23 protein-coding genes, 3 pseudogenes and 1 riboswitch are annotated in these 26,294 nt (G+C 62.2%); of the genes and pseudogenes, 23 read left to right on the top strand and 3 right to left on the bottom strand.

Annotation, left to right across the window (positions count from 1 at the left end; all coding sequences use genetic code 11):
• Nucleotides 1-34 precede the first annotated feature (34 nt).
• The 8 genes from pobA (at nucleotide 35) to A7A09_RS09485 (ending at nucleotide 7,011) form a co-directional block, all read left to right on the top strand.
• Nucleotides 35-1,204, top strand: coding sequence for a 4-hydroxybenzoate 3-monooxygenase (gene pobA, locus A7A09_RS09520; protein WP_106691181.1), 1,170 nt, complete (start codon nucleotides 35-37; stop codon nucleotides 1,202-1,204).
• Entirely contained in the window at nucleotides 1,204-1,992 is a 789-nt protein-coding gene (pcaD, locus tag A7A09_RS09515) for a 3-oxoadipate enol-lactonase (protein ID WP_106691180.1), read from the top strand. The genes pobA and pcaD overlap by 1 nt, the downstream gene beginning before the upstream one ends.
• Nucleotides 1,985-2,377, top strand: coding sequence for a 4-carboxymuconolactone decarboxylase (gene pcaC, locus A7A09_RS09510; RefSeq protein WP_106691179.1), 393 nt, complete (start codon nucleotides 1,985-1,987; stop codon nucleotides 2,375-2,377). Before pcaD ends, pcaC begins: the two co-directional genes overlap by 8 nt.
• Nucleotides 2,374-3,096 (top strand): protocatechuate 3,4-dioxygenase subunit beta, encoded by a 723-nt coding sequence (gene pcaH / locus A7A09_RS09505; protein ID WP_106691178.1) that lies wholly within the window; start codon nucleotides 2,374-2,376, stop codon nucleotides 3,094-3,096. Before pcaC ends, pcaH begins: the two co-directional genes overlap by 4 nt.
• A gap of 1 nt (nucleotide 3,097) precedes the next feature.
• Nucleotides 3,098-3,718 carry a protocatechuate 3,4-dioxygenase subunit alpha gene (pcaG, locus tag A7A09_RS09500; RefSeq protein WP_106691177.1) on the top strand — a complete coding sequence of 207 codons (621 nt, stop codon included), beginning with the start codon at nucleotides 3,098-3,100 and terminating at the stop codon, nucleotides 3,716-3,718.
• 9 nt (nucleotides 3,719-3,727) lie between these two features.
• On the top strand, nucleotides 3,728-4,561 hold the full coding sequence (locus tag A7A09_RS09495) for a 3-oxoadipate:acetyl-CoA acetyltransferase (protein WP_106691176.1): 834 nt from the start codon (nucleotides 3,728-3,730) through the stop codon (nucleotides 4,559-4,561).
• The gene (locus A7A09_RS09490; protein WP_106691175.1) at nucleotides 4,558-5,835 is read left to right on the top strand and encodes a lyase family protein; all 1,278 of its coding nucleotides are present in this window, start codon (nucleotides 4,558-4,560) and stop codon (nucleotides 5,833-5,835) included. Before A7A09_RS09495 ends, A7A09_RS09490 begins: the two co-directional genes overlap by 4 nt.
• 96 nt (nucleotides 5,836-5,931) lie before the next feature.
• The gene (locus tag A7A09_RS09485) at nucleotides 5,932-7,011 is read left to right on the top strand and encodes an ABC transporter ATP-binding protein (protein WP_106691174.1); all 1,080 of its coding nucleotides are present in this window, start codon (nucleotides 5,932-5,934) and stop codon (nucleotides 7,009-7,011) included.
• A 19-nt stretch (nucleotides 7,012-7,030) separates the two neighbouring features.
• Here the strand turns inward: A7A09_RS09485 and A7A09_RS09480 are convergent, their stop codons facing one another.
• Complete coding sequence (locus tag A7A09_RS09480) at nucleotides 7,031-8,797, bottom strand: glycosyl transferase family 90 (protein ID WP_106691173.1); 1,767 nt, start codon at nucleotides 8,795-8,797, stop codon at nucleotides 7,031-7,033.
• A gap of 167 nt (nucleotides 8,798-8,964) precedes the next feature.
• A riboswitch (glycine riboswitch) is annotated at nucleotides 8,965-9,053 on the top strand.
• 152 nt (nucleotides 9,054-9,205) lie between these two features.
• Here A7A09_RS09480 and gcvT point away from each other — a divergent pair.
• The 7 genes and pseudogenes from gcvT to A7A09_RS09445 all read left to right on the top strand — a co-directional run bounded on the left by gcvT (nucleotide 9,206) and on the right by A7A09_RS09445 (nucleotide 17,996).
• Nucleotides 9,206-10,330, top strand: coding sequence for a glycine cleavage system aminomethyltransferase GcvT (gene gcvT, locus A7A09_RS09475; RefSeq protein WP_106691172.1), 1,125 nt, complete (start codon nucleotides 9,206-9,208; stop codon nucleotides 10,328-10,330).
• Nucleotides 10,331-10,343: 13 nt separating this feature from the next.
• Nucleotides 10,344-10,699, top strand: a pseudogene (gene gcvH / locus A7A09_RS09470) (glycine cleavage system protein GcvH).
• Nucleotides 10,700-10,867: 168 nt separating this feature from the next.
• A pseudogene (gene gcvP / locus A7A09_RS09465) lies at nucleotides 10,868-13,701 on the top strand (aminomethyl-transferring glycine dehydrogenase).
• 395 nt (nucleotides 13,702-14,096) lie between these two features.
• The gene (locus A7A09_RS09460) at nucleotides 14,097-15,953 is read left to right on the top strand and encodes a methanol/ethanol family PQQ-dependent dehydrogenase (RefSeq protein ID WP_106691171.1); all 1,857 of its coding nucleotides are present in this window, start codon (nucleotides 14,097-14,099) and stop codon (nucleotides 15,951-15,953) included.
• 111 nt (nucleotides 15,954-16,064) lie between these two features.
• Nucleotides 16,065-16,652, top strand: a complete 588-nt coding sequence (locus A7A09_RS09455; RefSeq protein WP_211341089.1) for a c-type cytochrome, methanol metabolism-related — start codon at nucleotides 16,065-16,067, stop codon at nucleotides 16,650-16,652.
• A gap of 1 nt (nucleotide 16,653) precedes the next feature.
• Entirely contained in the window at nucleotides 16,654-17,469 is an 816-nt protein-coding gene (locus tag A7A09_RS09450) for a substrate-binding domain-containing protein (RefSeq protein WP_106691170.1), read from the top strand.
• Nucleotides 17,466-17,996 carry a PQQ-dependent catabolism-associated CXXCW motif protein gene (locus tag A7A09_RS09445; protein ID WP_106691169.1) on the top strand — a complete coding sequence of 177 codons (531 nt, stop codon included), beginning with the start codon at nucleotides 17,466-17,468 and terminating at the stop codon, nucleotides 17,994-17,996. The genes A7A09_RS09450 and A7A09_RS09445 overlap by 4 nt, the downstream gene beginning before the upstream one ends.
• Here A7A09_RS09445 and A7A09_RS09440 read toward each other — a convergent pair.
• The gene (locus A7A09_RS09440) at nucleotides 17,971-18,900 is read right to left on the bottom strand and encodes a YncE family protein (protein WP_106691168.1); all 930 of its coding nucleotides are present in this window, start codon (nucleotides 18,898-18,900) and stop codon (nucleotides 17,971-17,973) included. The genes A7A09_RS09445 and A7A09_RS09440 overlap by 26 nt on opposite strands.
• Nucleotides 18,901-19,141: 241 nt before the next feature.
• Nucleotides 19,142-19,699, bottom strand: a complete 558-nt coding sequence (locus A7A09_RS09435) for an SRPBCC family protein (protein ID WP_106691167.1) — start codon at nucleotides 19,697-19,699, stop codon at nucleotides 19,142-19,144.
• A gap of 189 nt (nucleotides 19,700-19,888) precedes the next feature.
• Here A7A09_RS09435 and A7A09_RS09430 point away from each other — a divergent pair, with 189 nt between their 5' ends.
• The 8 genes and pseudogenes from A7A09_RS09430 to rpsT all read left to right on the top strand — a co-directional run bounded on the left by A7A09_RS09430 (nucleotide 19,889) and on the right by rpsT (nucleotide 26,094).
• Nucleotides 19,889-21,091: an ABC transporter substrate-binding protein gene (locus A7A09_RS09430; protein WP_106691166.1), complete on the top strand. Its 1,203-nt coding sequence runs from the start codon at nucleotides 19,889-19,891 to the stop codon at nucleotides 21,089-21,091.
• The gene (locus tag A7A09_RS09425) at nucleotides 21,088-22,047 is read left to right on the top strand and encodes a YVTN family beta-propeller repeat protein (protein ID WP_106691165.1); all 960 of its coding nucleotides are present in this window, start codon (nucleotides 21,088-21,090) and stop codon (nucleotides 22,045-22,047) included. Before A7A09_RS09430 ends, A7A09_RS09425 begins: the two co-directional genes overlap by 4 nt.
• Nucleotides 22,048-22,082: 35 nt before the next feature.
• Nucleotides 22,083-22,643, top strand: a complete 561-nt coding sequence (locus A7A09_RS09420; RefSeq protein ID WP_106691164.1) for a cupredoxin domain-containing protein — start codon at nucleotides 22,083-22,085, stop codon at nucleotides 22,641-22,643.
• Between the two features lie 31 nt (nucleotides 22,644-22,674).
• Nucleotides 22,675-23,397 (top strand): ABC transporter ATP-binding protein, encoded by a 723-nt coding sequence (locus A7A09_RS09415; RefSeq protein ID WP_106691330.1) that lies wholly within the window; start codon nucleotides 22,675-22,677, stop codon nucleotides 23,395-23,397.
• Nucleotides 23,394-24,215, top strand: coding sequence for an ABC transporter permease (locus A7A09_RS09410; RefSeq protein WP_106691163.1), 822 nt, complete (start codon nucleotides 23,394-23,396; stop codon nucleotides 24,213-24,215). Before A7A09_RS09415 ends, A7A09_RS09410 begins: the two co-directional genes overlap by 4 nt.
• A complete protein-coding gene (locus A7A09_RS09405; protein WP_106691162.1) occupies nucleotides 24,212-24,805 on the top strand; it encodes a hypothetical protein in 594 nt (197 codons plus the stop codon). Before A7A09_RS09410 ends, A7A09_RS09405 begins: the two co-directional genes overlap by 4 nt.
• A gap of 104 nt (nucleotides 24,806-24,909) precedes the next feature.
• Nucleotides 24,910-25,686 carry an enoyl-CoA hydratase gene (locus A7A09_RS09400; protein ID WP_106691161.1) on the top strand — a complete coding sequence of 259 codons (777 nt, stop codon included), beginning with the start codon at nucleotides 24,910-24,912 and terminating at the stop codon, nucleotides 25,684-25,686.
• A gap of 139 nt (nucleotides 25,687-25,825) precedes the next feature.
• A pseudogene (gene rpsT / locus A7A09_RS09395) lies at nucleotides 25,826-26,094 on the top strand (30S ribosomal protein S20).
• The last annotated feature ends 200 nt before the right edge of the window (nucleotides 26,095-26,294 follow it).

The following is a 26,294-nucleotide window of genomic DNA, read 5'->3' as shown; positions in this document are numbered from 1 at the left end:
CCATATGTAATCCTGCGCCAGACAGGAGAACATCATGCGCACACAGGTTGCCATTATCGGCGGCGGGCCATCGGGCCTGTTGCTGGGCCAGCTTTTGCATCACCGGGGGATCGATGCGATTGTGCTGGAACGCAAGACCCGTGACTATGTGCTGGGCCGGATCCGGGCCGGGGTATTGGAAACCGGCCTGGTGCGGCTGATGGAAGAGGCGGGCGTGGCCGACCGGCTGCATCGCGAGGGGATCGTTCATGACGGCACGCAGATCGCCGTTTCGGGCGAGATGTTCCATATCGATTTCAAGCGCCTGACCGGAACCCCGGTGATCGTCTATGGCCAGACCGAGCTGACGCATGACCTTTATGACGCGCGCGAGGCGGCAGGAGCGCGCACGGAGTTCGAGGTGGATCATGTCGCCATTCACGACGCCGATAGCGACCGGCCATGCGTCACCTATCAGCAGAACGGGCAAGAGCATCGGATCGATTGCGATTTCGTGGCGGGTTGCGACGGCTTTCACGGCATCAGCCGCCAGAGCATCCCGCTGACGGCACGGCGGGAATATGAAAAGACCTACCCGTTCGGCTGGCTCGGGGTCTTGTCGCGCACGCCTCCGGTGCATCACGAACTGATCTATGCCAATTCCGAACGCGGTTTCGCGCTCTGCTCGATGCGCAACGAGAACCTGTCGCGCTATTACGTCCAATGCGCCTTGTCGGATCACCCCGAGGACTGGACGGATGCCGCCTTCTGGCAGGAGCTCAAGCGCCGCATCCCCGCCGATATGGCCGAGCAGCTGGTCACCGGGCCGAGCATCGAGAAATCCATCGCCCCGCTGCGCTCCTTCGTGACCGAGCCGATGCGGTGGGGCCGGCTGTTCCTGTGCGGGGACGCCGCCCATATCGTGCCGCCTACCGGTGCCAAGGGGCTGAACACGGCGGCCAGCGATGTGCATTACCTCTATAACGGGTTGCGCCAGTTCTACGAGGAGGGCGACAGCGAAGGCATCGACCGCTACTCTGAACGGGCGCTGCTGCGGGTCTGGAAGGCCGAGCGCTTCAGCTGGTGGTTCAGCGGGCTGCTGCACCGCTATCCGGATCAAAGCCGCTTCGATCTGAAGATGCAGCAGGCCGATATCGCCTTTCTGCGCGACAACGAGGCGCAGCAACGGGCTTTCGCGGAAAACTACGTGGGGTTGCCATACTGATGCAGACAGCGAATGTGAACGGAGTCGATCTGCATTACGCGGATCATGGACCCAAACACGGCCCGGCGGTGGTCTTCGCCAACTCGCTCGGGACGGATTTCCGGCTGTGGGATGCGCTTCTGCCGCATCTACCGGACGGGTTGCGGCTGGTCCGATACGACAAGCGCGGCCATGGTCTGTCCGGGGAAACCCCCGGCCCCTACAGCATTGACCAGCTAGCCGATGATGCGGCCGGGCTGATCCGGCATCTGGATCTCTCGGATGTGGTGTTCATCGGCCTCTCCATCGGCGGGCTGATCGGGCAGTCCCTCGCTGTGCATCACGGGGATCTGTTGCGGGCGCTGGTCATCTCGAACAGCGCGGCAAAGATCGGTGACAGCGCCATGTGGCAGGATCGCATCGCCGCCATTCGCCAGGACGGCCTGTCCAGTATCGGCCCGGCCACGATGGAGCGATGGTTCTCCCCCGGTTTCCGCGCCTCCGGGGCGGCAGCGCCCTGGCAGCGGATGTTAGAGCGTCAGCCGGTCGGCGGTTATATCGCCTGCTGCGAGGCGATTGCCGCCGCGGATCTGCGCGAGGCTGCCCCGCGCCTTGACCTGCCCACCCAACTGATCGCAGGTGATCTGGACGGCGCCACCCCGCCCGATGTCGTCAAATCGACCGCCGATCTGATTGCAGGGGCACGGCTCGACGTTATTCCGGGCGTGGGCCACCTGCCCTGCGTCGAGGCGCCCGCCGCCTATGCCGATATCCTGACCCGTTTTCTCAAGGAGGTTGGCCATGTCTGACCGTCACGCCCAAGGCATGCAGGTCCGCCGCGAAGTGCTGGGCGACGCCCATGTTGATCGCGCCGAGGCAAGCAAGACCGAATTCGACCAGCCCTTTCAGGACCTGATCACCCATTCTGCATGGGGAATGGTCTGGGCAAGCGACGGAATCAGCCGCCGCGAACGTTCGATGCTGACGCTGGCGCTTTTGGCGGCGACCGGGAATTTCGAGGAAATTCCGATGCATATACGCGCCACCGCCCGCACCGGCGCGTCCCGGCGAGATGTGCTGGAGGCGTTTCAGCATGTCGCCATCTATGCCGGTGTGCCGCGCGCCAACCATGCGTTGAAGCTGGCAAAGCAGACCTATGCCGAAATGGACAAGCAAGAGGAGGCCAGCCGATGAAGCCAGCCGAGTATTACCAGCGCGACCGGACCCTGCACCCCCCTGCGCTGACTCCGGATTACAAGACGACGACTGCGCGCAGTCCGCGTTATTCCATGATTTCGCTGCAAAATTCGATCAGCGAGATCACCGGCCCGACATTCGGCCATAACGATATCGACCCGCTCGACAATGATCTGGTCCGCAATTACGCCAAGGATGCGGATCCAGTGGGAGAGCGAATCATCCTGCATGGCCGGGTGCTGGATGAGAATGCCCGCCCGGTCCCGAATACGCTGGTCGAGATCTGGCAGGCCAATGCCTCGGGACGGTATCGGCACAAGAAGGATACATATCTGGGCGCGCTCGATCCGAATTTCGGCGGATGTGGGCGGACATTGACCGACGAGAACGGCTATTATTTCTTTCGTACCATCAAGCCGGGCGCCTATCCGTGGCGGAACTGGGTCAATAGCTGGCGGCCCGCGCATATCCATGTCTCGGTTTTCGGCGCGGCATTCGTTCAGCGGCTGATCACCCAGCTTTATTTCGAGGGCGATCCGCTGATCCCGCATTGCCCGATCGTCAAGACGATCCCGGATCCGCAGGCCATCGAGCAACTGATCGCCCGGCTGGACCTGAACGCGACGATCCCGCTCGATGCCATCGCCTACAAGTTCGACATTGTATTGCGGGGCCGTCGCTCGACGCTGTTCGAGAACCGGCTGGAGGGGAACTGACATGAAGCAGACGCTGAACTATCTGCGCGAAACCGCTTCGCAGACCGCTGGCCCTTATGTCCATATCGGCCTTGCGCCGGGTGCTGCGGGTTTCGACATATATCGGCAGGAACTGGGCCAGGACATCGCCGGGCCGAATGCCAGGGGCGAACGCATCCGGGTCGAGGGGCTGGTAATCGATGGCATGGGCTCGCCGGTCAAGGATGTGCTGCTCGAGGTCTGGCAGGCCAATGCCGAGGGGCATTATGCCCATCCCGAAGGCGGCGGCCCGGTCGAGGATGGTTTTCGTGGCTGGGGCCGGGTGATCACCGATTTCGAGACCGGCGAATGGGGCTTTGACACCGTCAAGCCGGGTGCGGTGATGGGCCGGAACGGCCGCATGATGGCACCGCATCTGAACCTGTGGATCGTTTCGCGCGGGATCAATATCGGGCTCAACACCCGGATGTATTTCGGCGATGAGGAACAGGCGAATGCCGCAGATCCGGTGATCAGCCTGATCGAATGGGAGCAACGCCGTGCCACCCTGATCGCACAACGCTCGGATCTCGGCGGCATTCCGGTCTATCGCTTCGACATCCGCCTGCAGGGCGATGACGAAACCGTTTTCTTCGATATCTGAGGCCCGATCATGACCAATCCCTGTATCATCTGCGTGGCCATCACCGGCTCGCTTCCCACCAAGGAGAACAACCCGGCGGTGCCGATCACCGTCGCCGAGCAGATCGAATCCACGCATGAGGCTTTCGAGGCCGGCGCGAGTATCGCCCATTGCCATGTCCGCGACGATCAGGGCAAACCGACCAGCGATCCCGACCGCTTTGCCGCGCTGAAAGAGGGAATTGAGAAACATTGCCCCGGCATGATCGTGCAGTTGTCCACTGGTGGCCGCTCGGGGGCCGGACAGGCGCGGGGCGGGATGCTGCCCCTGCGCCCGGACATGGCCTCGCTTTCTGTCGGGTCGAACAATTTCCCGACGCGGGTCTATGAAAACCCGCCCGATCTGGTGGACTGGCTGGCCTCGGAGATGATCGCCTATGACGTCAAGCCCGAGATCGAGGCTTTCGACCTGTCCCATATCTTCCAGGCCGCAAAGATGCACAAGGACGGTCGGATCCGTGGAATCCCCTATGTGCAATTCGTGATGGGGGTGAAAAACGCCATGCCGGTGGATCGCGAGGTGTTCGACTTCTACATCCACACGGTCAAACGCCTTTTCGGCGAGGACGCGCCTTGGTGCGCCACCGGGATCGGTCCGAACCAGATCGTGTTAAACGAATGGACGATTTCATCGGGTGGGCATGCCCGCACGGGGCTGGAGGATAATGTGCGGCTGGACCGCGACAGGCTGGCACCCTCGAACGCGGCATTGGTGAAACGAGCGGCGGAACTATGTGACAAGTATCGCCGTCCCGTGGCAAGCTGCACGCAGGCAAGAGAAATTCTGGGATTGCGCGCCGCATGATGCTGACCGACGGGCTGTTTGGCGACGAGGAACTGGGCGGCGTGATGGGCACGCCAGCCCAGATCGCCGCCATGCTGCTGTCCGAGGCTGCATTGGCGCGGGTGCAAGGGCGGCTCGGGATCATCCCCGGGGATGCCGCCCAAGCCATCGCCACTATCGCCGGGACCCTGCATCCCGACCCCGCCGGCCTGTCCGAGGCCGCGGCACGGGCCGGGATCGGGGCGCAGGCCGTTGTCGGGGTGTTGAAAACCGCCTGTGGCGATCATGCCGGATGGGTTCATTTCGGGGTGACCTCGCAGGATATTCAGGATACCGGCCTGATCCTGCAATTGCGCGAGGCCCTGACGCTTATCGAAGCGCGTATCAGGGCACTGGACGGCAGGCTTGCCGCCAAGGCCGTGGAATATGCCGCCCTGCCCGTCCCTGCCCGCACCCGCTTTCAACTCGCCGCACCGACGACGCTTGGCGCGAAGATCTCTGTCTGGCGCGCGCCGCTGTCCCGGCATCTGGACCGGCTTGCCGAATTGCGCCCGCGCCTGTCGAATGTCTCGCTTTACGGGGCGGCAGGCACCGGTGCGGCGCTGGCTCCGCGCATGGGCGAGGTCCGTGCCGCGATGGCGGCCGAACTGGATCTGGGTGCGCCCGCTGTGCCGTGGCACGCCACCCGTGACGCGATCGTGGAACTTGGCGGCTGGCTGGCGCTGGTTACCGGCTCGCTTGGCAAGATCGGCGCCGACCTGATCCTGCTGGGTCAATCCGAGATCGGCGAGGTCAGTGCGGGAACCGGCGGCGGCTCTTCCACCATGCCGCAGAAATCCAACCCGGTCGCGGCCGAGGCGCTGGTCAGCCTCGCCCGGCTGAATGCCGGGGCGGTGGGCACGCTGCATCAGGCGATGATCCATGCGCAGGAACGCGACGGCTCGGCACTGGCGCTGGAATGGCAGATCCTGCCCGGCATGGTGGTCCATACCGGCGCGGGTTTGCGCCTGGCGCAGGAACTGGCCGACACGCTTGCCCCCTGCCCGGCCCGGATCGAGGCGACTTTCGCCAATGATCGTGGCGCGATGATGGCCGAGGCCGCCGGTTTTCACCTTTCCCAACACATGCCACGCGCAGAGGCGCTGAAGCTCGTCTCCGCCGCGCTGGCCGAGATTGCCGCCAGCGAGACCGAGACATTGGCGGGTGCCTTGTCCCGACTGGCTCCCGATCACGACTGGAGCGCCATTCTTTCGCCCGCAAAGAACACCGGCGATGCCGGTTCCACCGCCGGATAAGTCCTTGTGATCACAAATCCCGGTCTTAGAACAGTTGCGGCGATTTGCGGCCCCTGCTAGGGCAAGGGAAACCTGAGTGAAAGAATTGGTTGCCCCGTGACGACACCACCCCGATTGGAGGTCCAGAACCTGATCCGCGCCTTTGACGGGCAGCGGGTCGTGGACCGGGTGGTTTTCGCGGTCGAAGCCGGGCAGGTCGCCTGTCTGCTCGGCCCTTCGGGTTGCGGCAAATCCACCACGCTCCGGTTGGTCGCGGGGGTGGATCGACCCGATAGCGGGCAGATCTTCGTGGATGGCAAGCCGGTTTGCGACGGCAAGCTCCACATCCCGCCCGAGCGGCGTTCCGTTGGCCTGATGTTCCAGGATTTCGCGCTTTTCCCGCATCTTTCGGTCAGCGAGAATGTCGCTTTCGGGCTCAAGGGTGGCTATTCCGCCAATCGCGCCCGCGTTGCCGAACTTCTCGAACGCGTGCGGATGTCGTCCCATATCGACAGCTATCCGCATGAATTATCAGGCGGAGAACAACAGCGCGTCGCATTGGTCCGTGCATTGGCGCCGCAGCCGCGCGTTTTGCTGATGGATGAGCCCTTCAGCGGCCTGGACGAGCGTCTGCGCGACGGGATCCGTGACGAGACGCTGGCGCTTTTGAAAGAGGAAGGCACCGCCGTCCTGCTGGTCACGCATGAACCGGACGAGGCGATGCGCATGGCCGACCAGATCCTGCTCATGCGGGATGGGCGGATCGTGCAACAGGGCGCGCCCTATAACCTGTATAACGCGCCCGCGGACCGGCAGGCCGCAGCATTCTTTAGTGATATCAATATATTGAATGGCGTGGTGCAGGGCGCGCTGACTGAAACGCCCTTTGGCGATTTCCTGACCCCGGGCATTCCCGATGGCAGCGAGGTCGAGATCGTCATTCGTCCCCAGCACCTGAAGATAGATTTCGACCGTGCCGGTCAAGGCCCCGCGCCGACACATGAAAACGGCACCGCTGCGCTGGCACGGGTGGTGCGCGCCCGCTATCTGGGCCGGGAATCGCTGGTCGAATTCACGACCGATCAGGGGGGGATTGCGCTGAATGCCGTGGTGCCGGGCGTTTTCCTGCCGCCTGCCGATACCCCGATGTGGCTGATGCTGCGCCGTGACCGGGTTTTCGTGTTTCCGAAGGAATGAACGTCGGGAAGGGCGGTTCTCAAGTCCGCCCTGATTCGCCTTGTCCGGCCTGCCCCATGGCGCTTCGATAGTCGCTGAGGACCCGTTCCAGATGCATCCGCCGCCCCGCCGGATCCGCCAGCGCCTCGCAGAGTTTTCGCGCGGCGTCCGACATTGCCTGGCAGGCATCCGGGTTGCTGCGCGCCCAATCCAGCTTTTCCTCCAGATCCGCGGCCGCCCATTGCAGGGGAACGTAATGTTCCCATGGCCGGAACAGGCTGGAATGAAACAGTTTCCAGCCATCTTCCTCTTTCAGAACAACGGATTGGCTATTCGCCGCAACAAGAAAATCCTCGGTTCCGGCAGATCCGCCGAGCGCGATGATATAACGATGAGAAAACAGGAAGTCATCATCCGCTTTCGATGTGACAAGCGAATCCAGTCCTGCCTTGCGCAACGCCTTTTCCGAATGGGCGTCGGGCGTGAATCTTGCGTCCACATCCGCTGAATCCGCGTGAGCGGCGACGAATGCAATACGCGAGCTGTCTCGCAATGAAATCAAGCCATTGATATAACTAGAGGAATTATCGCGCGCGCCAAGAACTGCCTCAATCGCATCTCTCACCGGTCGCGCCAGGTCGGGTCCGTCTTCCCCAAGTGCGTAGCCGGACAATCCTCCGCGCCAGATTGCCCGATCCAGCTTTTCCGCGAAGGGCGCCTCTTTTCGCAAGGGCATCCCCGGCAGTCCGTCGCTTCCGAGCCTGTGCTGCCAGGGCATCGGCCAAAGGAAAACATTCTCGGCCCCGCTCCGGCGGCTTGGGGCGATGATCGGATGGGCGACCGCCTTCTCATCGGTACTTCCGGCAAGGCAAGCCCGGCGCATATCCAGATGATAGACGCCGTCATCCGTGACTTCGGCAATATCGTTAACCGTTGAAATGACTGGTCTTATTTCCGAAAAGGCCGGGTCGGCGTGATACCGCCCGCCTGCCCCGCGCCGAATCGGGAGCAATTGATTGTCGCGGTCGCGGATCTCGCCCTTGGCCGCGTCGAAACGGACCAGCAAGCCCGAGCAGGCACGAAACCCGACAGACTCGAACCCGAGACGGGCAGGGCGGGCAAATCGAGCCAGTTCCTTCGCGACGGCCTCGCGCCGTTTTTCGGGAATGGCGGCACCCGGATCGGATGTGGTCAGCATCCTTTCCAGCTTCGGAAGATATGATGCGCGCTTCTGCCGGACTTTCTTGCCGGGCAGGGTGGGGCAGTGCGGCAGGTCGAACCAGGGCGACAGCGCGGCGCGGTAATCCTCCGGCGTGGCTTCGTCGATGTCGATTTCGATAAATTCGGGCCGCGATCCGAAATAGGCACGGCAGCCCGAGAGATGCGCGTCCCAATCCTCCTTCCAGATATCGGCCAGATCCCCGACGGACACGCCCAGGATCTGGGCATAGGCCCTGGCATAGCTGCCGCCGCGATGCATGTACCGGCTGATGATCCAATCCTCGACCCGGCGCGTGTTCAGCAGGAACACCGAGCCCGGAAAGCTCTGGTCGAGAAAGGCATATTCCCTGAACGCCTCGACCACCGGCATGTTGAGGTAGCGGACCGATTCCATGTCGGTGAAGGCGACCGTGTCGGCGGCCCATCTTTGCAGGGGCGGGCGCCCGACCAGCTTGGAATAGGCGATATCCTCGGCCAGATCGCCTTCCAGCCAGTGAACCGCCGGGATGTTGTTCATGTCGAAAAGCCGCGCGATGAAGGTCGTGCCGCATTTGTTGAAGCCGATTTGAAAGAACTTGCGAGGCATGAAGACCTGGACTGCCGCGGAGATTGGGATCGGGTTGAAACGCGGGATTTCTGAGTCAGGTGGCCTGCCTTGTCAATCGAAGCGCCACCCGGATCAAGCAGTTGTCATCGGAGATGGATCTACGACAAAAGGCTTGCTTTGCCGCTGCGCTGCGGCTAGCACTCGGATCACGGAATTCGGGAGAATCCGGCCCCGGCCGGTGCCGAAGGAGCAGCCGCCCCGGCGAACTCTCAGGCAAAAGGACCGTTTTCCGTGAAGAACTCTGGAGAGTGGCCGTGTTCCGGCCCGCCGAAGGGATAATGATCTCAGGCGCCCCCATACGGGCAGGGACAGAGGGGGCATCGTCACGCGGGCAATCCATGCCCGCTTAACCGATGCCGGCCCGCCGGCAAGACAGAAGGAGGCCGTATGGCCGAGGAACTGCGCCGGACCGGGCTTTACGACCTGCATGTGGCGAAGGGCGCCCGCATGGTCCCTTTCGCGGGCTGGGAAATGCCCGTGCAATATCCGATGGGCGTGATGCAAGAGCATCTGCATACCCGCGCCCATGCCGGGCTGTTCGATGTCAGCCACATGGGGCAAGTGCTTGTTTTTCCTAAAGATGGCAAGCTCGAGACCGCCGCTCTTGCCCTGGAAAGCCTGATCCCCGCCAATATCCTTGGCCTGGCCGAGGGGCGGCAGCGCTATGGCCTGTTCACCAATGATCGGGGCGGCATCCTGGACGACCTGATGTTCGCCAATCGCGGCGATCACTATCTGCTGGTCGTCAACGCCGCCTGCGCAGAGCAGGACATCGCCCATCTGCGGAAGCTTGCCGATGTGGAAATCCGCCCCGTCACGGATCGCGGATTGCTGGCGCTTCAGGGGCCCGAGGCGGCCTCGGTGCTGGCCCGGCTGGTTCCAGATACGGGTGACATGCGTTTCATGGACAGCCGCGTTTTCGACTGGCAGGGGACCGAGCTGTGGATTTCGCGCTCGGGCTATACCGGAGAGGACGGGTTCGAGATCTCGGTTCCCAATGACCGCCTGACCGCCTTCGCCGAAGAGTTGCTGACGCATCCCGAGGTCGCCCCGATCGGGCTTGGCGCGCGCGATAGCCTGCGGCTGGAGGCGGGGATGCCGCTTTACGGGCATGACATGGACCAGGCGGTGACACCTGCCGAGGCTGCACTGGACTGGTCGATCCAGAAAATCCGCCGCAAGGGCGGCGAACGTGCCGGTGGCTTTCCCGGTGCGGAACGGATTCTGACCGAATTGGCGGATGGCCCTTCCGTTACCCGCCGTGGCTTGCGCCCCGAATCCCGCGCGCCGATCCGCGAGGCAGTGACCATATTTGCCGGGGAAAGCGGAGGCGAGCCCATCGCACAAGTGACCTCGGGCGGTTTCGGCCCTTCCGTGGGCGGACCCATCGCAATGGCGATGATCGATTCCGCCATTCCGGACGGAACCATTCTTTATGCCGAATTGCGTGGCAAGCGCCTGCCTGTCGCCGTGACCGCGCTGCCCTTCATCACGCCGTCCTACAAACGCTGAGGAGCAACCTATGCTGAAATATACCGAGGACCACGAATGGCTGCGCGCCGAGGGTGACGAGATCGTGGTTGGCATCACCAAACATGCCAGTGAGCAACTGGGTGACGTGGTGTTCATCGAACTGCCCGAAGAGGGCAGGGAGGTCGGATCCGGCGAAGAGATCGTCGTGATCGAATCGGTCAAGGCGCCTCCGACATCACCGCTCCGGTCGCAGGCGTGATCACGGCGGTGAATGGCGATCTGGCCGACAATCCGGGCAATGTGAACGAGGATCCGATGGCGGCCTGGTTCTTTCGGATCAAGCCCGCCGATTCAGGCGTTCTGGACGGGTTCATGGATGAAGGTGCCTATAACGAGCTGATCGGGTGACGGTTTGCCGGGCCATTCGGCCCGGCGATGGATGGGGGCTGCCTGTCCCCGTCGCCGGCAGGTCTCTCGAACCAGCGGCACCCCCGAAGGTATTTTTGCAAAGAAGAAGCCGGATGATCCTTGGCCATTATTCAGTGTCAGGGCGCGTAATTGGAGTTGAAGGCACGCATGACCCGTTGGAATCCCACCGACTATAACCCCGACGATTTCGCGAACCGCCGTCACATCGGCCCATCGCCCGCCGAGATGGCGGAGATGCTGCGGTCGGTCGGGGCCGACAGCCTGGATGCGCTGATCGACCAGACCGTGCCCAAGGCAATCCGGCAAGCGGAGCCGCTCGACTGGCCTGCCTTGTCCGAGGCAGGCTTGCTGGCGCGGATGGAAGAGGTCGCGGCGAAGAACAAGGTCATGACCAGCCTGATCGGGCAGGGCTATTACGGTACCGTGACGCCCCCGGCGATCCAGCGGAATATCCTGGAGAATCCGGCGTGGTACACGGCCTATACGCCCTATCAGCCCGAAATCGCGCAAGGGCGGCTGGAGGCCTTGCTGAATTTCCAGACCATGGTGGCCGACCTGACCGGCTTGCCGGTTGCCAATGCCAGCCTGCTGGACGAGGCGACGGCGGCGGCCGAGGCGATGGCGATGGCCAAGCGGCAGTCGAAATCCAAGGCGGGTGGCTTCTTTGTCAGCGAGGATCTGCATCCGCAGACCATCGCAGTGATCGAGACGCGGGCGGCGCCATTGGGGATCCGGGTGATCCGGGGCAGGCCGGATGACCTGGATCCGACGCAGGTTTTCGGCGCGATCTTCCAGTATCCGGGGACATATGGCCAAATTCGCGACCTGTCCGCCGAATGCACAGCCTTGCATGAGGCCGGGGCGCTGGCCATCCTCGCGACGGATCTGCTGGCGCTGTGCCTGTTGAAAGAGCCGGGTGCGATGGGGGCTGATATCGCCGTGGGATCCGCGCAGCGCTTCGGCGTGCCGATGGGCTATGGCGGCCCGCATGCGGCCTTCATGTCCTGCCGGGATGAGTTGAAGCGGGCGATGCCGGGGCGCATCGTAGGCGTTTCCGTCGATGCGTCGGGCAACAAGGCTTACCGGCTGTCGCTGCAAACGCGCGAGCAGCATATCCGGCGCGAGAAGGCCACCTCGAATGTCTGCACGGCGCAGGCATTGCTGGCGGTGATGGCCTCTTTCTATGCGGTGTTCCACGGGCCGGAAGGGCTGCGCGCCATCGCGCAGCGCGTGCATCTGAACGCCGTGACGGTGGCGAATGCCCTGCGCGCAGCCGGGGCCGAAGTCGAGCCGGACGCTTTCTTCGACACCATCACGGTGCGGGTCGGCGTAGGGCAGGCGGGTATCCTCGCGGCGGCCGAACAGCGCGGGATCAATTTGCGCAAGGTGGGGCGCGACCGGGTCGGGATCTCGGTCGATGAGACCAGTGATGCAGGGGTGATCGCAGGGCTGCTGGACGCTTTCGGAATTGGGGAGGCAGCGGAATCCGCCACCGTTCCGGCGATCCCGTGGGAATTGCTGCGCGAAAGCGACTACCTGACCCATCCGGTCTTTCACATGAACCGCGCCGAATCAGAGATGATGCGCTATATGCGCCGCCTTTCGGATCGGGACCTGGCGCTGGACCGGGCGATGATCCCGCTTGGCTCCTGCACGATGAAGCTGAACGCGGCGGCCGAAATGATGCCGATCACATGGCCGGAATTCGGCGCCTTGCATCCCTTTGCGCCGCGTCACCAGGCGGCAGGCTATACCGAGGCCATCTCCGATCTGGATGAGAAGCTGTGCCAGATTACCGGCTATGACGCCTTTTCCATGCAACCCAATAGCGGCGCGCAGGGCGAATATGCGGGCCTGCTTACGATCCAGGCTTATCACCGCGCCAATGGCGACGATCAGCGCGATATCTGCCTGATCCCGGTCAGTGCGCATGGCACCAACCCGGCCTCGGCCCAGATGGCCGGGATGAAGGTCGTGGTGGTGAAATCGGCACCCAATGGCGATATCGACCTTGAGGATTTCGCCGACAAGGCCGGCAAGGCGGGCGACAGGCTGGCGGCGGTGATGATCACCTATCCCTCGACCCATGGCGTGTTCGAGGATACCGTTCGCGACGTCTGCAAGATCACCCATGATCATGGCGGGCAGGTCTATATCGACGGTGCGAACATGAATGCGCTGGTCGGTCTGGTGAAGCCCGGAGAGATCGGCGGCGATGTCAGCCATCTGAATCTGCACAAGACTTTCGCCATTCCCCATGGCGGCGGCGGTCCCGGCATGGGTCCCATCGGGGTCAAGGCGCATCTGGCGCCGCATCTGCCGGGCGATCCGCGCGAAGATGGATCCGGCGCGGTCAGCGCGGCACCCTGTGGCAGCGCCTCGATCCTGCTGATTTCATGGGCCTATTGCCTGATGATGGGCGGCGAGGGGCTGACACAGGCGACGCGGGTGGCGATCCTGAACGCGAATTACATCGCCAGCCGATTGTCGGCAGCTATCCGATCCTGTTCATGGGCAACCGGGGACGGGTCGCCCATGAATGCATCCTGGATACCCGCCCCTTCGCCGAGCATGGCGTGACCGTGGACGACATCGCCAAGCGTTTGATCGACAACGGTTTCCACGCTCCGACAATGAGCTGGCCGGTGGCGGGAACGCTGATGGTCGAGCCGACCGAAAGCGAAACCAAGGCCGAGATCGACCGTTTCGTCACCGCCATGCTCGCGATCCGCGACGAGATCACCGAGGTGGCCGACGGGCGAATCGCGGTCGAGTCCAGCCCATTGCGCCATGCCCCCCATACGGTCGAAGATCTCGTTGCCGAGTGGGACCGGCCCTATAGCCGCGAGCAGGGATGTTTTCCGCCGGGAGCGTTCCGGGTGGATAAATACTGGCCCCCGGTTGGCCGGGTGGACAATGTCTTCGGCGACCGGAATCTGGTCTGCACCTGTCCGCCGCTCGAAAGTTACGCGGCGGAATAGTTCCGTGTCGAAGCCGACAGATCGATAGGTAGCACCAGTTTTCGCGCCGAAGAAGTGGCATCCGATGCAAGAGCCGGGAACTGCTGTGCCAGCCGCAGTATGAAAAACATACTTGATTGGATCGGAACGGGAATGACCCGATCCTTCTTTTTCATGCAGGAAGGGGCATGCGCCCGCTTGGCAGGCAGCAACCGGCGATTCCGGCAAGGACCGGAGTTGTTTACGCGATTGCCGATCATTCCCGGCCACCCTGCCAAATAGCCATCAGACTTTAGGGGCAAGTGGCAGGGCGGCAGATTGACGCAGGCGTGCCCGCGTCCAAAACTGGCTTCATGGACGAGCTGCGGGGGAGGACTTGACCGTGGCGGATGATCCAGAAGCGGAGGAATACATCCATGAAACGACTATTGAACAGCGCTGCGGTCGCGCTGCTGCTTTCGGGCGCAGCGGCCTATGCGAATGAAAGCGTCACGACCGCGATTGGCGATACCGGCCAATGGGCGATCCAGACCGGCGATTATGCCAATACCCGGTATTCGGAACTGGACCAGATCACCAAGGACAATGTCGGCGATATGCGCGTCGCCTGGACCTTCTCGACCGGTGTGCTGCGCGGCCATGAGGGCGGTCCGCTGATCATCGACGACATCATGTATGTCCACACACCCTTCCCGAACAATATCTATGCCCTGGATCTGAATGATGAGGGCAAGATCCTGTGGAAATACCAGCCGCAGCAGGATCCCGAAGTCATAGCGGTGATGTGCTGCGATACCGTCAGCCGCGGCGTGGCCTATGCGGATGGCATGATCCTGACGCATCAGGCCGACACCACCCTTGTTGCGCTGGATGCCAAGACCGGCGAAGAGAAGTGGAAGGTTAAGACCGGCGATCCGGCGGTAGGCGAGACCAATACCGCCACCGTGCTGCCGGTGGGCGACAAGGTCATCGTCGGCGTGTCGGGCGGTGAATACGGCGTGCGCGGCCGGGTGACGGCCTATAGCCTTGCCGATGGCTCCGAGGTCTGGAAAGCCTATTCGACCGGTCCGGACGAGGAAATGCTGGTCGATCCCGAGAACACCACTGTCCTTGGCAAGCCGATCGGTGCCGACAGCTCGCTGAACAGCTGGGAAGGCGATCAGTGGAAGATCGGTGGCGGCACCACCTGGGGCTGGTACTCCTATGACCCCGAACTGAACCTGATCTATTACGGCACCGGCAACCCCTCGACCTGGAACCCCTCGCAGCGTCCGGGCGACAACAAGTGGTCGATGACCATCATGGCCCGCGATGCCGATACCGGCATGGCCAAGTGGTTCTACCAGATGACGCCGCATGACGAATGGGATTTCGACGGCGTGAACGAGATGATCCTGACCGATCAGGAAGTCGATGGCGAGATGCGCAAGCTTCTGACCCATTTCGACCGGAACGGTCTGGCCTATACCCTCGATCGCGAATCCGGCGAGCTTCTGGTGGCCGAGAAATACGACCCGGCGGTGAACTGGACCAATGGCGTCGATATGGATCCGGAATCCGAAAACTATGGCCGTCCGGACGTGATCGCCGAATTCTCGACCGAGCAGAATGGCGAGGACACCAATACCACCGGCGTCTGCCCGGCGGCACTTGGTTCCAAGGACCAGCAACCGGCGGCCTATTCGCCGGATACCGGGCTGTTCTACGTGCCGACCAACCATGTCTGCATGGATTACGAGCCGTTCCGCGTCGCCTATACCGCCGGTCAGCCCTATGTCGGCGCGACCCTGTCGATGTATCCCGCGCCCGAAAGCCATGGCGGCATGGGCAATTTCATTGCCTGGGACAACATCAATGGCGAGATCAAATGGTCGCTGCCCGAGCAGTTCTCGGTCTGGTCGGGGGCCTTGGCAACCGCTGGCGGCGTGGTCTTCTACGGCACGCTGGAAGGTTATCTGAAGGCTGTGGATGCCGAGTCGGGCGAAGAGCTTTACAAGTTCAGGACTCCCTCGGGCATCATCGGCAATGTCACGACCTACATGCATGACGGCAAGCAATATGTCGCGGTGCTGTCGGGCGTTGGCGGTTGGGCCGGGATCGGCCTTGCGGCTGGCCTGACCAACCCGAACGATGGTCTGGGCGCCGTGGGGGGCTATGCCTCGCTCAGCGACTATACCGAGCTCGGCGGTCAGTTGACCGTGTTCGAGGTTCCGGGTGACGTGGCAGAGGCTCCTGCCGACGAAGCCACGGAGGAAGAGACGAACGAAGGCTAATACTTTCGTTCCGATTGAGCAAAAGTGATCTGTGAAAGGACCGCCCCAGCGATAGACTGGGGCGGTTCTGTCTGAGGAGAGCAGACATTGATTTTTGGAGGACGTCCGACAATGAAAACCATCACCAGCCTTGCGGCGCTGGTCCTTGGCGCAACCGTGGCCGGCTTGGCCTTTGCGCAAGAGGGTACCGGCGAAAACGCTGCGCCAGCCGATGAGGAAGTCGAAATCAAGGAAAACCAGTCCGTCATGCCAAGCGGTCATGACATCACCCCGTCCGAAATGATGGATGGGCGCTGGTACAACGAGGAAGGCATACCGACTTTCAAGATCGAGGATGACGGCACCGTCGACTACGCCACCTTCTCGGGCTTCCGCCGTTACCATGCCGAATGCCATGTCTGCCACGGCCCGGATGGCGAGGGTTCGACCTATGCGCCGGCGTTGAAGAAATCGGTTCTGCGGATGGATTATTACGATTTCCAGGAAATCGTCGCGTCCGGCAAGCAGGAAGTCAGCAATTCCGCGAACCAGGTGATGCCGGCTTTCGGTACCAACAAGAACGTGTGGTGCTATATCGACGATATCTATGTCTATCTGCTTGCGCGTGGCACCGATTCGATTCCGCGGGGGCGTCCGGCGAAAAAGGCGGAAAAATCGGACGATTTCATCGCGCAGGAAGATTCCTGCATGTCGATGTAGCATGAGGTTCGTCGCCTCATACGCTTTCATCGCCTGGCTCTGCGCATCCGGGCTGGCAACCGCGCAGGTGGCCGATCTGCGGTCGACGACGCAGTTCCGCGTCTGCGCGGATCCCGCCAATGCACCGATGTCGGTCAAGGATGGCACCGGTTTCGAGAACGAGCTGGCCGATCTGTTCGGCCAACTCCTGGACAGGCCGGTGACCTATAGCTGGTTTCCCTCGGGCATGGGCTTCATCACCAGGACGCTGCGGGCGGGAACCTGCGACGTGGTGATGGGCTATGCGCAGGGCGACGAGCTGGTGCAGAACACCAATCACTACTACACATCGGTCTATGGGATCGTCACCCGCAAGGATGGCGATCTCGCCTCTGTCGATCACCTCACCGATCCGGCGCTGAAGGATCACCCCATCGGGGTGGTCGCGGGGACGCCGCCGGCCACGATCATGGCGCGGGCAGGATTGGCCAAGGATATGCACGGTGCCGATCTGATGGTCGACCGCCGGGTCGAGGATCCGGTCGGCGATTTGCTTGAGGATGTCCGCAACGGCACGCTGGATGCAGCCGTGTTGTGGGGGCCCATGGCCGGACCAAGGATCAAGGACGATCCCGAGATGCGGTTCATGCCGCTCCTGAAGGAGACAACGGGCCCCAGGATGTTCTACCGCATCACCATGGGCGTGCGTCCCGGCGAACAGGAATGGAAACGGGAACTTAACAGCCTGATCCGCCGCCACCAGGAAGAGATCAACGCCATCCTGAAAGAGGCGGGCGTGCCCCTGGTGGATGATTATGGCAAGGAACTCCTGCCATGATGCGCTGGATGGCCGTTTTCGCGCTTGCCGCCGTCCCGGTTCTGGCCGAGGTGCCCGAGCCGGCGGAATACCGGGGCGCGCCTTACAGGGCCCCGGTTCCGGATACGCTGGCGGGGGCGGAGGTGATCGATGCCGAACGCGCCATCGAATTGCAGGCCGATGGCACCGCCTTCGTCGACGTGCTTCCCCGGACCCGAAAACCCGACAACCTGCCCGAGGATTCGGTCTGGCGGGAACCGCGCCACGATACGATTCCCGGCGCAATCTGGCTATGGGATACCGGTTACGAAGAACTGTCCGAAACCGAGCAGACGCGGCTGAGGGATGGCCTGGAGCGGGCAACCGGCGGCGACAAGGCCGCGCCGGTCGTCATTTTCTGCCGCGCGGATTGCTGGATGAGCTGGAACGCCGCGAAGCGGGCCGTGTCGATGGGTTATAGCCGGGTCATCTGGTTCCCCGGCGGTACGGATGACTGGCAGGCGGCGATGGGTCCTGACCTGGTCAGGGCTGAACCTGTCGCCCCGTGAACTGGCCGAAGGCGCGAGGACCTGCAGGCATCTCGATCTCGGCATTTGTCTTGAGCTTTTTCGCGTCCACCAAGGTCACCGTATCGGAATCCCAATTGGCAACCACGACACCGCTGCCATCGGGCAGGGGGGCTATACCCTCGGGATAATCGCCGGTCTCGATCTCGTCCAGGACCTCCAGGTTTTCCGGATCGAATACGGTCAGGGTGCCATCATATTGATTGCTGATGAAACCGCGCCCTTGCGCGAAGGCGATCCCATAGGGATGCCTGCCGGTTTCGACCCGTCCGACCAGCTTTCCCCCGATTGGATCGATGACGGAGACGACATCGCTCATCACATCGGCGGTCCAGAGCCGTCCATTGTGGAAGGTAATGGCGAAGGGATGCTCGCCCGCGGTTCCGATCCTGCGGATCAGCCGCCCCGTTCCGGCATCGAAGATGCTGACCTGGTTGTCGTCGCGATCCGCGGTGGCGACCAGCAGGCCGTCATGGCTGACGGCGACTCCCGCCGGTGCGGCGCCGGTCTCGGCGATCCATGCCTGTTTCAGCTCGCCATCCAGGCGCATCAGCTTGCCGCTGAACCAGTCGGTGACGAAAACCCCGCCATTCGGCGCCACTGCGACGCCAAAGGCGCCTTCGCCCAGTTCCCTGCGGTCGACGATCCGAGCCTTTTCGTCCAGCACACTCAATCGTCCGGTGTCGGCGGAAATGACATAGGCGCGTCCGGTCTGGGGATCATAGGCGACCGGGGCGGGCGCGCCGTCCAGAGGGGTCTGGGCAACGATCTCGTGGCTGTTCAAATCGAGAATCGAGACCGCATTTCCGTTCTGCGAAGTGATGAAGGCGAGATCCGCGGCCAAGGCGGAAGAGAGCGGCAAGAACAGCGCCAGTATCGAGATCATCGCCCTGCGTATCGTCACAGCCAGTGGCTTGCGCCCTGCGACGGTCGCGGGCCAACCAGCGGCAATCTGCCGCCAGTAGCAGTGCAACGCGGGCTGCCTGCGCCGGGATTGTGTATGCCCTGTGCAGGTGCGGTATGCGGATGTCACGGCCGGGTTCCCAGTGAATGCTCGTCAAGAACGGCTTGCTATTCCATCCGCTGCACCGGCGCAACGCATGATGGCGCAACGCCGCCTATCGGGGCTATTCGAGCTTGCCGAATCGTTCGGCCAGCGCGTCCATACCGGCTTGGTAGATACCCTCGACCGCAGCGACCGCAGCCTCGTCATTCAGTTCCGCAGGAGGGTCATTATTCGGAAAGCCGCGATAGAAGCCCGCTTTCCAGATCACCTCGGCCTTGCCGTCCTTGTCCTTGACCTGCAGCGTCGAGGAATAATTCGTCACCGGCAGAACCTCGACCGCGACATCGGTGATCATGTATTTGTACATGCGCTTTTCCGGATCCCATCCGATCAATTGCTCGGTGATCGTCGGATCGCCCTCATCGGCCTTCAAATGCAGCATGCGGATGGATTCGTCAGGAATATCAACCGGCGCACCCTCGGGTATCATCTCGGTCGAGGCGATGGCGGGGTGCCAGCCCATGTCGTCGAAATGCCCGATCGCCTCCCAGACCTCGTCTGGGCTGGCATCCAGTGTCACGCTCATCTGCGCCTTCTGCCGTGACGGACCATGCGCATTTGCCATCCCCGCCAGGGCGAGAAGCGCGCCAAGGGTGACGGCAAGCAGTTTCAGCTTCATATTCCCAATTCCTCCCGCGAAAGCCCGCGCCACGGGCGGGCGTCTTGATGGGGCAACCATGCCCTGCGCCGCTTTGCCACGTCTATCAGACGAAAGCTGTAGACAAATCTTCCCGCCTGGACCGGGAAGATAATACGGGTTGCCGAAGGACGTCGCGACACTCAACATACGGGCCGGGAGAGGAAAGAAATGTTCAAGGGAATCATAGTACTTTTGGCTGGTATCTGGCTGATCGCCAGCCCGGCCCCGGCGCAGGAACGGCCAGAGCCGACGGTGATCGGCGCCGCGGTTCTGCGCGTGGACAGGCCCGGCCTGCCGCCGATATCCCGGTTGGAACTGCCGGCGGAGGATCTGGGCTTCGCAGGCGCGCGGCTTGCGATCGAGGACAACGACACGACCGGCCGGTTCATGGGCCAGGATTTCGAGGCCGAGGAGGTCGTCGCGACGCCGGAGACCGCGGTGGAGGAACTGGAGCGCCTGATCGGCGAGGGTGTCGCGTTCATCGTGGTCCTTGCCGATGACGAAACCATGCTGGCCCTCGCGGATCAGGCGGGCGACCGGGCGATGCTGTTCAATGCCGCCGCCCGGGGCGACAACCTGCGGGGCGTGGATTGCCGGGCCAACACCATTCATGTCGCACCCAGCCATGCGATGCTCGCCGACGGTCTGGCGCAATTCCTGATGTGGAAGAACTGGCCCCGCTGGTTCCTGATAGAGGGCAGCCATCCCGAGGACGCGGCCTTCGCGGCAGCCCTCAAGCGATCTGCCGTGAAATTCGGAGCCCGGATCGTGGAGGAGCGTGTCTACGAGGATACCGGCGGCGCCCGTCGCACCGATTCAGGCCATGTGCAGGTGCAAAGGCAGATGCCGGTCTTTACCCAACGCGCACCCGGTCACGACGTGGTCGTCGCCGCGGACGAGGCGGATGTCTTCGCCGCCTACCTGCCTTACCAGACATGGGATCCCCGCCCGGTGACCGGCTCCGCCGGGCTGGTGCCGCGCACATGGCATCCGGCGATGGAGGCCTGGGGTGCGACCCAGTTCCAGAACCGCTTCGAGGAATTGGCCAACCGTCCGATGCGGGAAGAGGATTACCAGACATGGCTGGCGCTGCGCATGATCGGAGAGGCAGCGACGCGCAGCCAGTCCGCCGATCCCGAAGTGCTGAAGGAATTCATGCTGTCCGAGAATTTCGAGGTGGCGGGCTTCAAGGGCCAAAAACTGACCATGCGTGACTGGGACCATCAGCTTCGCCAGCCGATCCTGCTGACGACGGGCCTGCTGTTGGCCTCGGTCAGCCCGCAAGAGCAATATCTGCATCGGATCAGCCAACTCGACACCCTGGGGATCGACCGCCCCGAAACCGAATGCGAATTCCGGGAGCCGACATGAAACATATCCTGACCCTTGCCTTGTGCCTTGCCGCCACGCCGGTGCTGGCCAACCGTGTCTTTGTCAGCAACGAGAAGGGCAATGATGTCACCGTTCTGGACAGTGAGACGCTTGAGGTGATCGGCACCTATCCGGTCGGCAACCGCCCGCGCGGCATCACCATCAGTCCCGACGGCAAGGAACTGTATGTCTGCGCTTCGGATGACGACCTGGTGCGGGTCTTCGATCCCGAGACCATGCAGGAACTGCACACGCTGCCATCCGGCCCCGACCCGGAACTGTTCGTGCTGCATCCCTCGGGCAATCCGCTCTATATCGCCAATGAGGACGACAACCTGGTGACCGTGGTGGATACCGAAACCCATCAGGTGCTGGCCGAGATCCCCGTGGGGGTGGAGCCCGAGGGCATGGGGATCAGCCCCGACGGCAAGGTGGTCATCAATACCTCGGAAACCACCAATATGGCGCATTTCATCGATAGCGAAACATTCGAGATTTTCGCCAATGTGCTGGTCGATTCCCGTCCGCGCTTTGCCGAGTACAACCACGATGGCAGCAAGCTTTATGTCAGCGCCGAGATCGGTGGAACGGTCAGCGTGATCGATCCGCAGGCGCAGGAGATCGTCCACAAGATCAATTTCGAGATCCCCGGCGTACTGCCCGAGGCGATCCAACCCGTAGGGGTTCGCGTGACCTCTGACGGCAAGAAGGTCTTCGTGGCCCTCGGCCCTTCGAACCGTGTTGCCGTCATCGATGGAGAGACGGACGAGGTGCTGGATTATCTTCTGGTCGGGCAGCGTGTCTGGCAGATGGCCTTCACGCCGGACGAGAAATACCTGTTCACCACGAACGGCAACTCGAACGACGTCTCTGTGATCGATGTCGAGGCCACGGAAGTGGTGAAATCCGTGCCCGTTGGCCAGCAGCCCTGGGGTGTCGTCGTCGCACCGGAGTAATCGGCGGCCAGCAAGAAATCGAGGAGGAGAACAATATGATCCGTTTGCTGACGATCCTGATGATCATGGCCGGTTTGGCGGTCCCTGCCGCCGCGCAAGAGGCAGCCAGCAATGATGCGAGCGCATCCGAGGCCACTGAAGCCGGGGCCGTCGCGGCCGAAGAGGATGATGATGACGAGGAGGAAGCCGCCGGCGGAGAAGGCGCCTACGAGGCTGCGGGCAAGTATGACTACGGCTTCGCGGGCGTGCTGGCGCGCGACAATCGGACCGATCTGGCGCCGCTGACGCTGGCCTCTGGCCAGCCGGTCGCTGGTGGCGAATATACGTTGAAATCGGGTGGCTATTACCGCATCGACATCAACGCCGATGGCAGCCAGGAACTGGCGCTGTCGGGTGGCGATTTCTTTCGCGCGGTCTGGGTCAACGAGGTTGTCATCAACGATATCGAGATTCGGCCGATAGGTGTGCATAGCCTTGAATTCGACGATGCTGGCACCGCCAGCATGAGCTTTATCGCCATCGTTCCCGGCCGTTACACCTTGTCGATTCCCGGATCCTCTGGCGAAACCCAGCAGGCCGTGTTCAACATCCAATAGGTGAAACAGGTATTTGGACAAAGAAGAAGCCGTGACAGCCGCGCTGGAAATAGATCGGGTCAGCCATAATTTCGGACGCGTGCAGGCGCTGAAGGAAGTCTCGCTGACCGTGCCGCGTGGCGGGTTCACGGCGCTGCTGGGGGTCAACGGTGCGGGCAAGACCACGCTGTTCTCGTTGATTACCCGGCTATACGACAACAGTTCAGGGAGTATCCGCGTTGCGGGCTATGATCTGCGCCGCCAGCCTGCGCAGGCACTGGCCCGCTTGGGCGTGGTCTTTCAAAGTCGCGCCATGGATGCCGATCTGACCGTGCGCCAGAACCTTGCCTATCATGCGAGCCTGCACGGGATATCGCGCCGGGATTCGGCTGCACGGATCGAAGAAGTGCTGGCGCAGGTCGGGCTGAGTGGGAAATCGGGCGATCGCGTCGCGGCCCTTTCGGGTGGGCAGCAACGCCGGGCAGAGATCGCCCGCGCCCTGATCCACAGCCCCGATATCCTGCTTCTGGACGAGGCGACGGTGGGGCTGGACGTGAAGTCCCGCTCCGAGGTGCTGGACCTGACCCGTCGCCTGATCGCCGAAAAAGGGGTTTCGGCGCTTTGGGCGACCCATATCATGGACGAGATCCAGCCCACCGACGATCTTGTGATCCTGCATCAGGGGCAAGTCTTGCGGCAGGGGCGTGCATCGGAGATCACGGAGGGGCAGGGACTGACCCAGGCATTCCTGGATCTCACGGGAGTCGCGATATGAGCGACATCGCCTTCCCCCTTCGAAGTTGGATCACGGCCTTTCTCGGGATCGCTCGCCGCGAAACGCTGCGCTTCGTCAATCAGCGCGGCCGGTTTCTTGCCGCATTGGTCCGTCCCCTGGTCTGGTTGTTCATCTTTGCCGCCGGTTTTCGCGCGGTTCTCGGCCTGTCGATCACCGAACCCTACCAGACCTATGTGCTTTACGAGGTCTATGTGACGCCCGGTCTCTGCGCGATGATCCAGCTTTTCAACGGCATGCAGTCATCGCTCTCGATGGTTTACGACCGCGAAACCGGGGCCATGAGGACGCTGCTGGTAAGTCCCTTCCCACGCTGGTTCCTGCTGGGCTCCAAGCTTGTGGCCGGCGTGGTCGTATCGGTCATCCAGGTCTATACCTTCCTTGCCATTGCATGGTTCTGGGACGTGAGTCCGCCCGCATTGGGTTACCTGACCGTCCTGCCAGCCCTGATCCTGTCGGGGTTGATGCTGGGTGCGATGGGGTTGTTCCTGTCCTCGGCCATACGGCAATTGGAGAACTTTGCGGGCGTGATGAATTTCGTCATCTTCCCGATGTTCTTCGCCTCTTCCGCGCTCTATCCCCTCTGGCGGATGCGGGAAAGTTCGACGCTTCTGCACGATATCTGCGCCGTGAACCCGTTCACCCATGCCGTCGAACTGATCCGTTTCGGGCTCTATATGCAGGTGAACTGGCTGTCGCTGGCCGTGGTCCTAGGCTGTTTGGCGGGGTTCTTCGGGGCCGCCGTGTTCATGTATGATCCGGCCAAGGGGCTTTGGGCCCGCAGAAAGGGAGTGGCATGAAGCATGTCCTGACATTGATCCTTCTTCTGGCCGCGGGACCGGCGCTGGCAGCCAGCGGGACCGATCCGACCTGGCCATGTATCCAGCGCAAGCAGCCTCATCTCTCTCTGGGACAAATCTGGTCCGGTCCGGTTCCGGACGAGACGGCCGGGGAGCTGGCCCGCGACCCGGAGATCGCCGCTCTGGCCGACCGGCTGGAGCAGCGCCGCCTGCCGCTGGAAGAGGCCGAGGCCGAGATCGCCGAATTCGCGAAAGAGGCCGATCCCGAGCAACTCACGGCGCTGATGCTGGCAATCTTCAACCGGATCGAACCGGATCGCAGCGCGCTCATTGCCGGTATCGCGCGCTATGGTCAGAAACAGGTCGAACTGTCCGAAAAGATCGAAAGCCGCCGCGCGAAGATGGCCGAGCTGGAGGCCGCCGACAATCCGGATTTCGATGCGATCGATGCCGAGGAGGAAGCGCTCGATTGGGATCAGCGCATCTTTACCGAGCGCCAGCAATCGCTGACCTATGTCTGTGAAACGCCGGTGATCCTAGAGCAGCGCGCCTTCGCCCTTGCCCGCGCCATCGCCAGCCATCTCGACTGACGGGACCCCTGCGGATTGCAGTAAAGGGAATTCAAATACTGGCCTCGTGGTGAACCTCCTGTTAGGACTCGCTGCAATGCTCATCAGCAACGAGGGCCACTCAAATGGCTTACGAAACGATTATCGTGGAAATCGAGGACGAGATTGCCCTGATTCGGCTGAATCGTCCCGAGGCTCGCAATGCGCTCAACAGCCAGCTGCTTGGCGAGTTGTCAGAGGCGCTGACCAAGGCGGACCGGAACGACAAGGTGCGCTGCATCGTTCTGACCGGAAGCGAAAAGGCTTTCGCCGCAGGCGCGGATATCAAGGAGATGTCCGAGAAGAGCTTTGTCGATGTCTATGGCGAGGATCTCTTCGGCGAAAAGATCGACGCGATCCAGCGCGTGCGCAAGCCGATCATCGCCGCGGTCAGTGGCTACGCCCTGGGTGGTGGCTGCGAACTGGCGATGATCTGCGATTTCATCATCTGCGCCGAGAACGCCAAGTTCGGACAACCCGAGATCAATCTGGGCGTCGTCGCGGGTATCGGCGGAACGCAGCGGCTGACCCGATTCGTCGGCAAGGCCAAGGCGATGGACATGAACCTGACCGGCCGCTTCATGGATGCCGCCGAGGCCGAGCGTTCCGGTCTCGTCAGCCGCGTGGTGCCGACGCCCAAGCTGATTCCCGAGGCAATGGCGGCGGCACGCAAGATCGCCGAAAAATCGGCCATCACCATCAAGGCCGTGAAGGAATCGGTCAATAGATCCTATGAAACCACGTTGCGCGAAGGGTTGTTGTTCGAGCGCCGCACCTTCCATTCGATGTTCGCGACCGAAGACCAGAAAGAGGGCATGGCGGCCTTCATGGAGAAGCGCGAGGCACAGTTCCGCGACAAATAAGTCGCATTTTGACCGCGAACCCGGAGGGGGGAAACAGGGCAGGCAAAAGAATCAGCCAGCAACTGTTGACTTGGAGCGGGGCCGCGCGTAGAAGCGCGGCTTCAAGAATTTACCCGAAAACAGTCGGAACCGCATACACATGGCCAATACGCCCCAATCCAAGAAGCGCGCACGCCAGACCCTGCGCAGCACCGAGGTCAACAAAGCCCGCCGGTCGCGCATCCGTACTTTTGTGCGCAAGGTCGAAGAGGCAATTGCCGCCGGCAATGCGAGGGTGCTCGCGAAGCCCTGAAAACCGCTCAGCCCGAACTGATGCGGGGAGTCACGAAGGGTATCTATCACAAGAATACTGCAGCGCGGAAAATGTCGCGTCTGTCGGCTCGTGTGAAGGCGCTTGCCGCAGCCTGAATCGTGTGTTGCACGATACGCAAAAAGCGCTTTGATACGGCATAGTAAGACCCTGTTTCCAACAACGGGCGTGCAGTCTCCCTGCGCGCCCGCTGTTTGTTTGTGCATCTGCAGAAAGCCATTAAATCATTCATTTTGAACGGTTTTGAATTTTTCACTTATGAGTCAAAGGCCTTGCAGATTCGCTGACCAACAATGCC

This window comes from Paracoccus methylarcula, assembly GCF_003007735.2.
In the GTDB taxonomy this organism is placed as follows: Bacteria; Pseudomonadota; Alphaproteobacteria; order Rhodobacterales; family Rhodobacteraceae; genus Paracoccus; species Paracoccus methylarcula.
The sequence above is the reverse complement of the archived record's forward strand: the minus strand, read 5'-3'. Positions and strand labels throughout refer to the sequence as shown.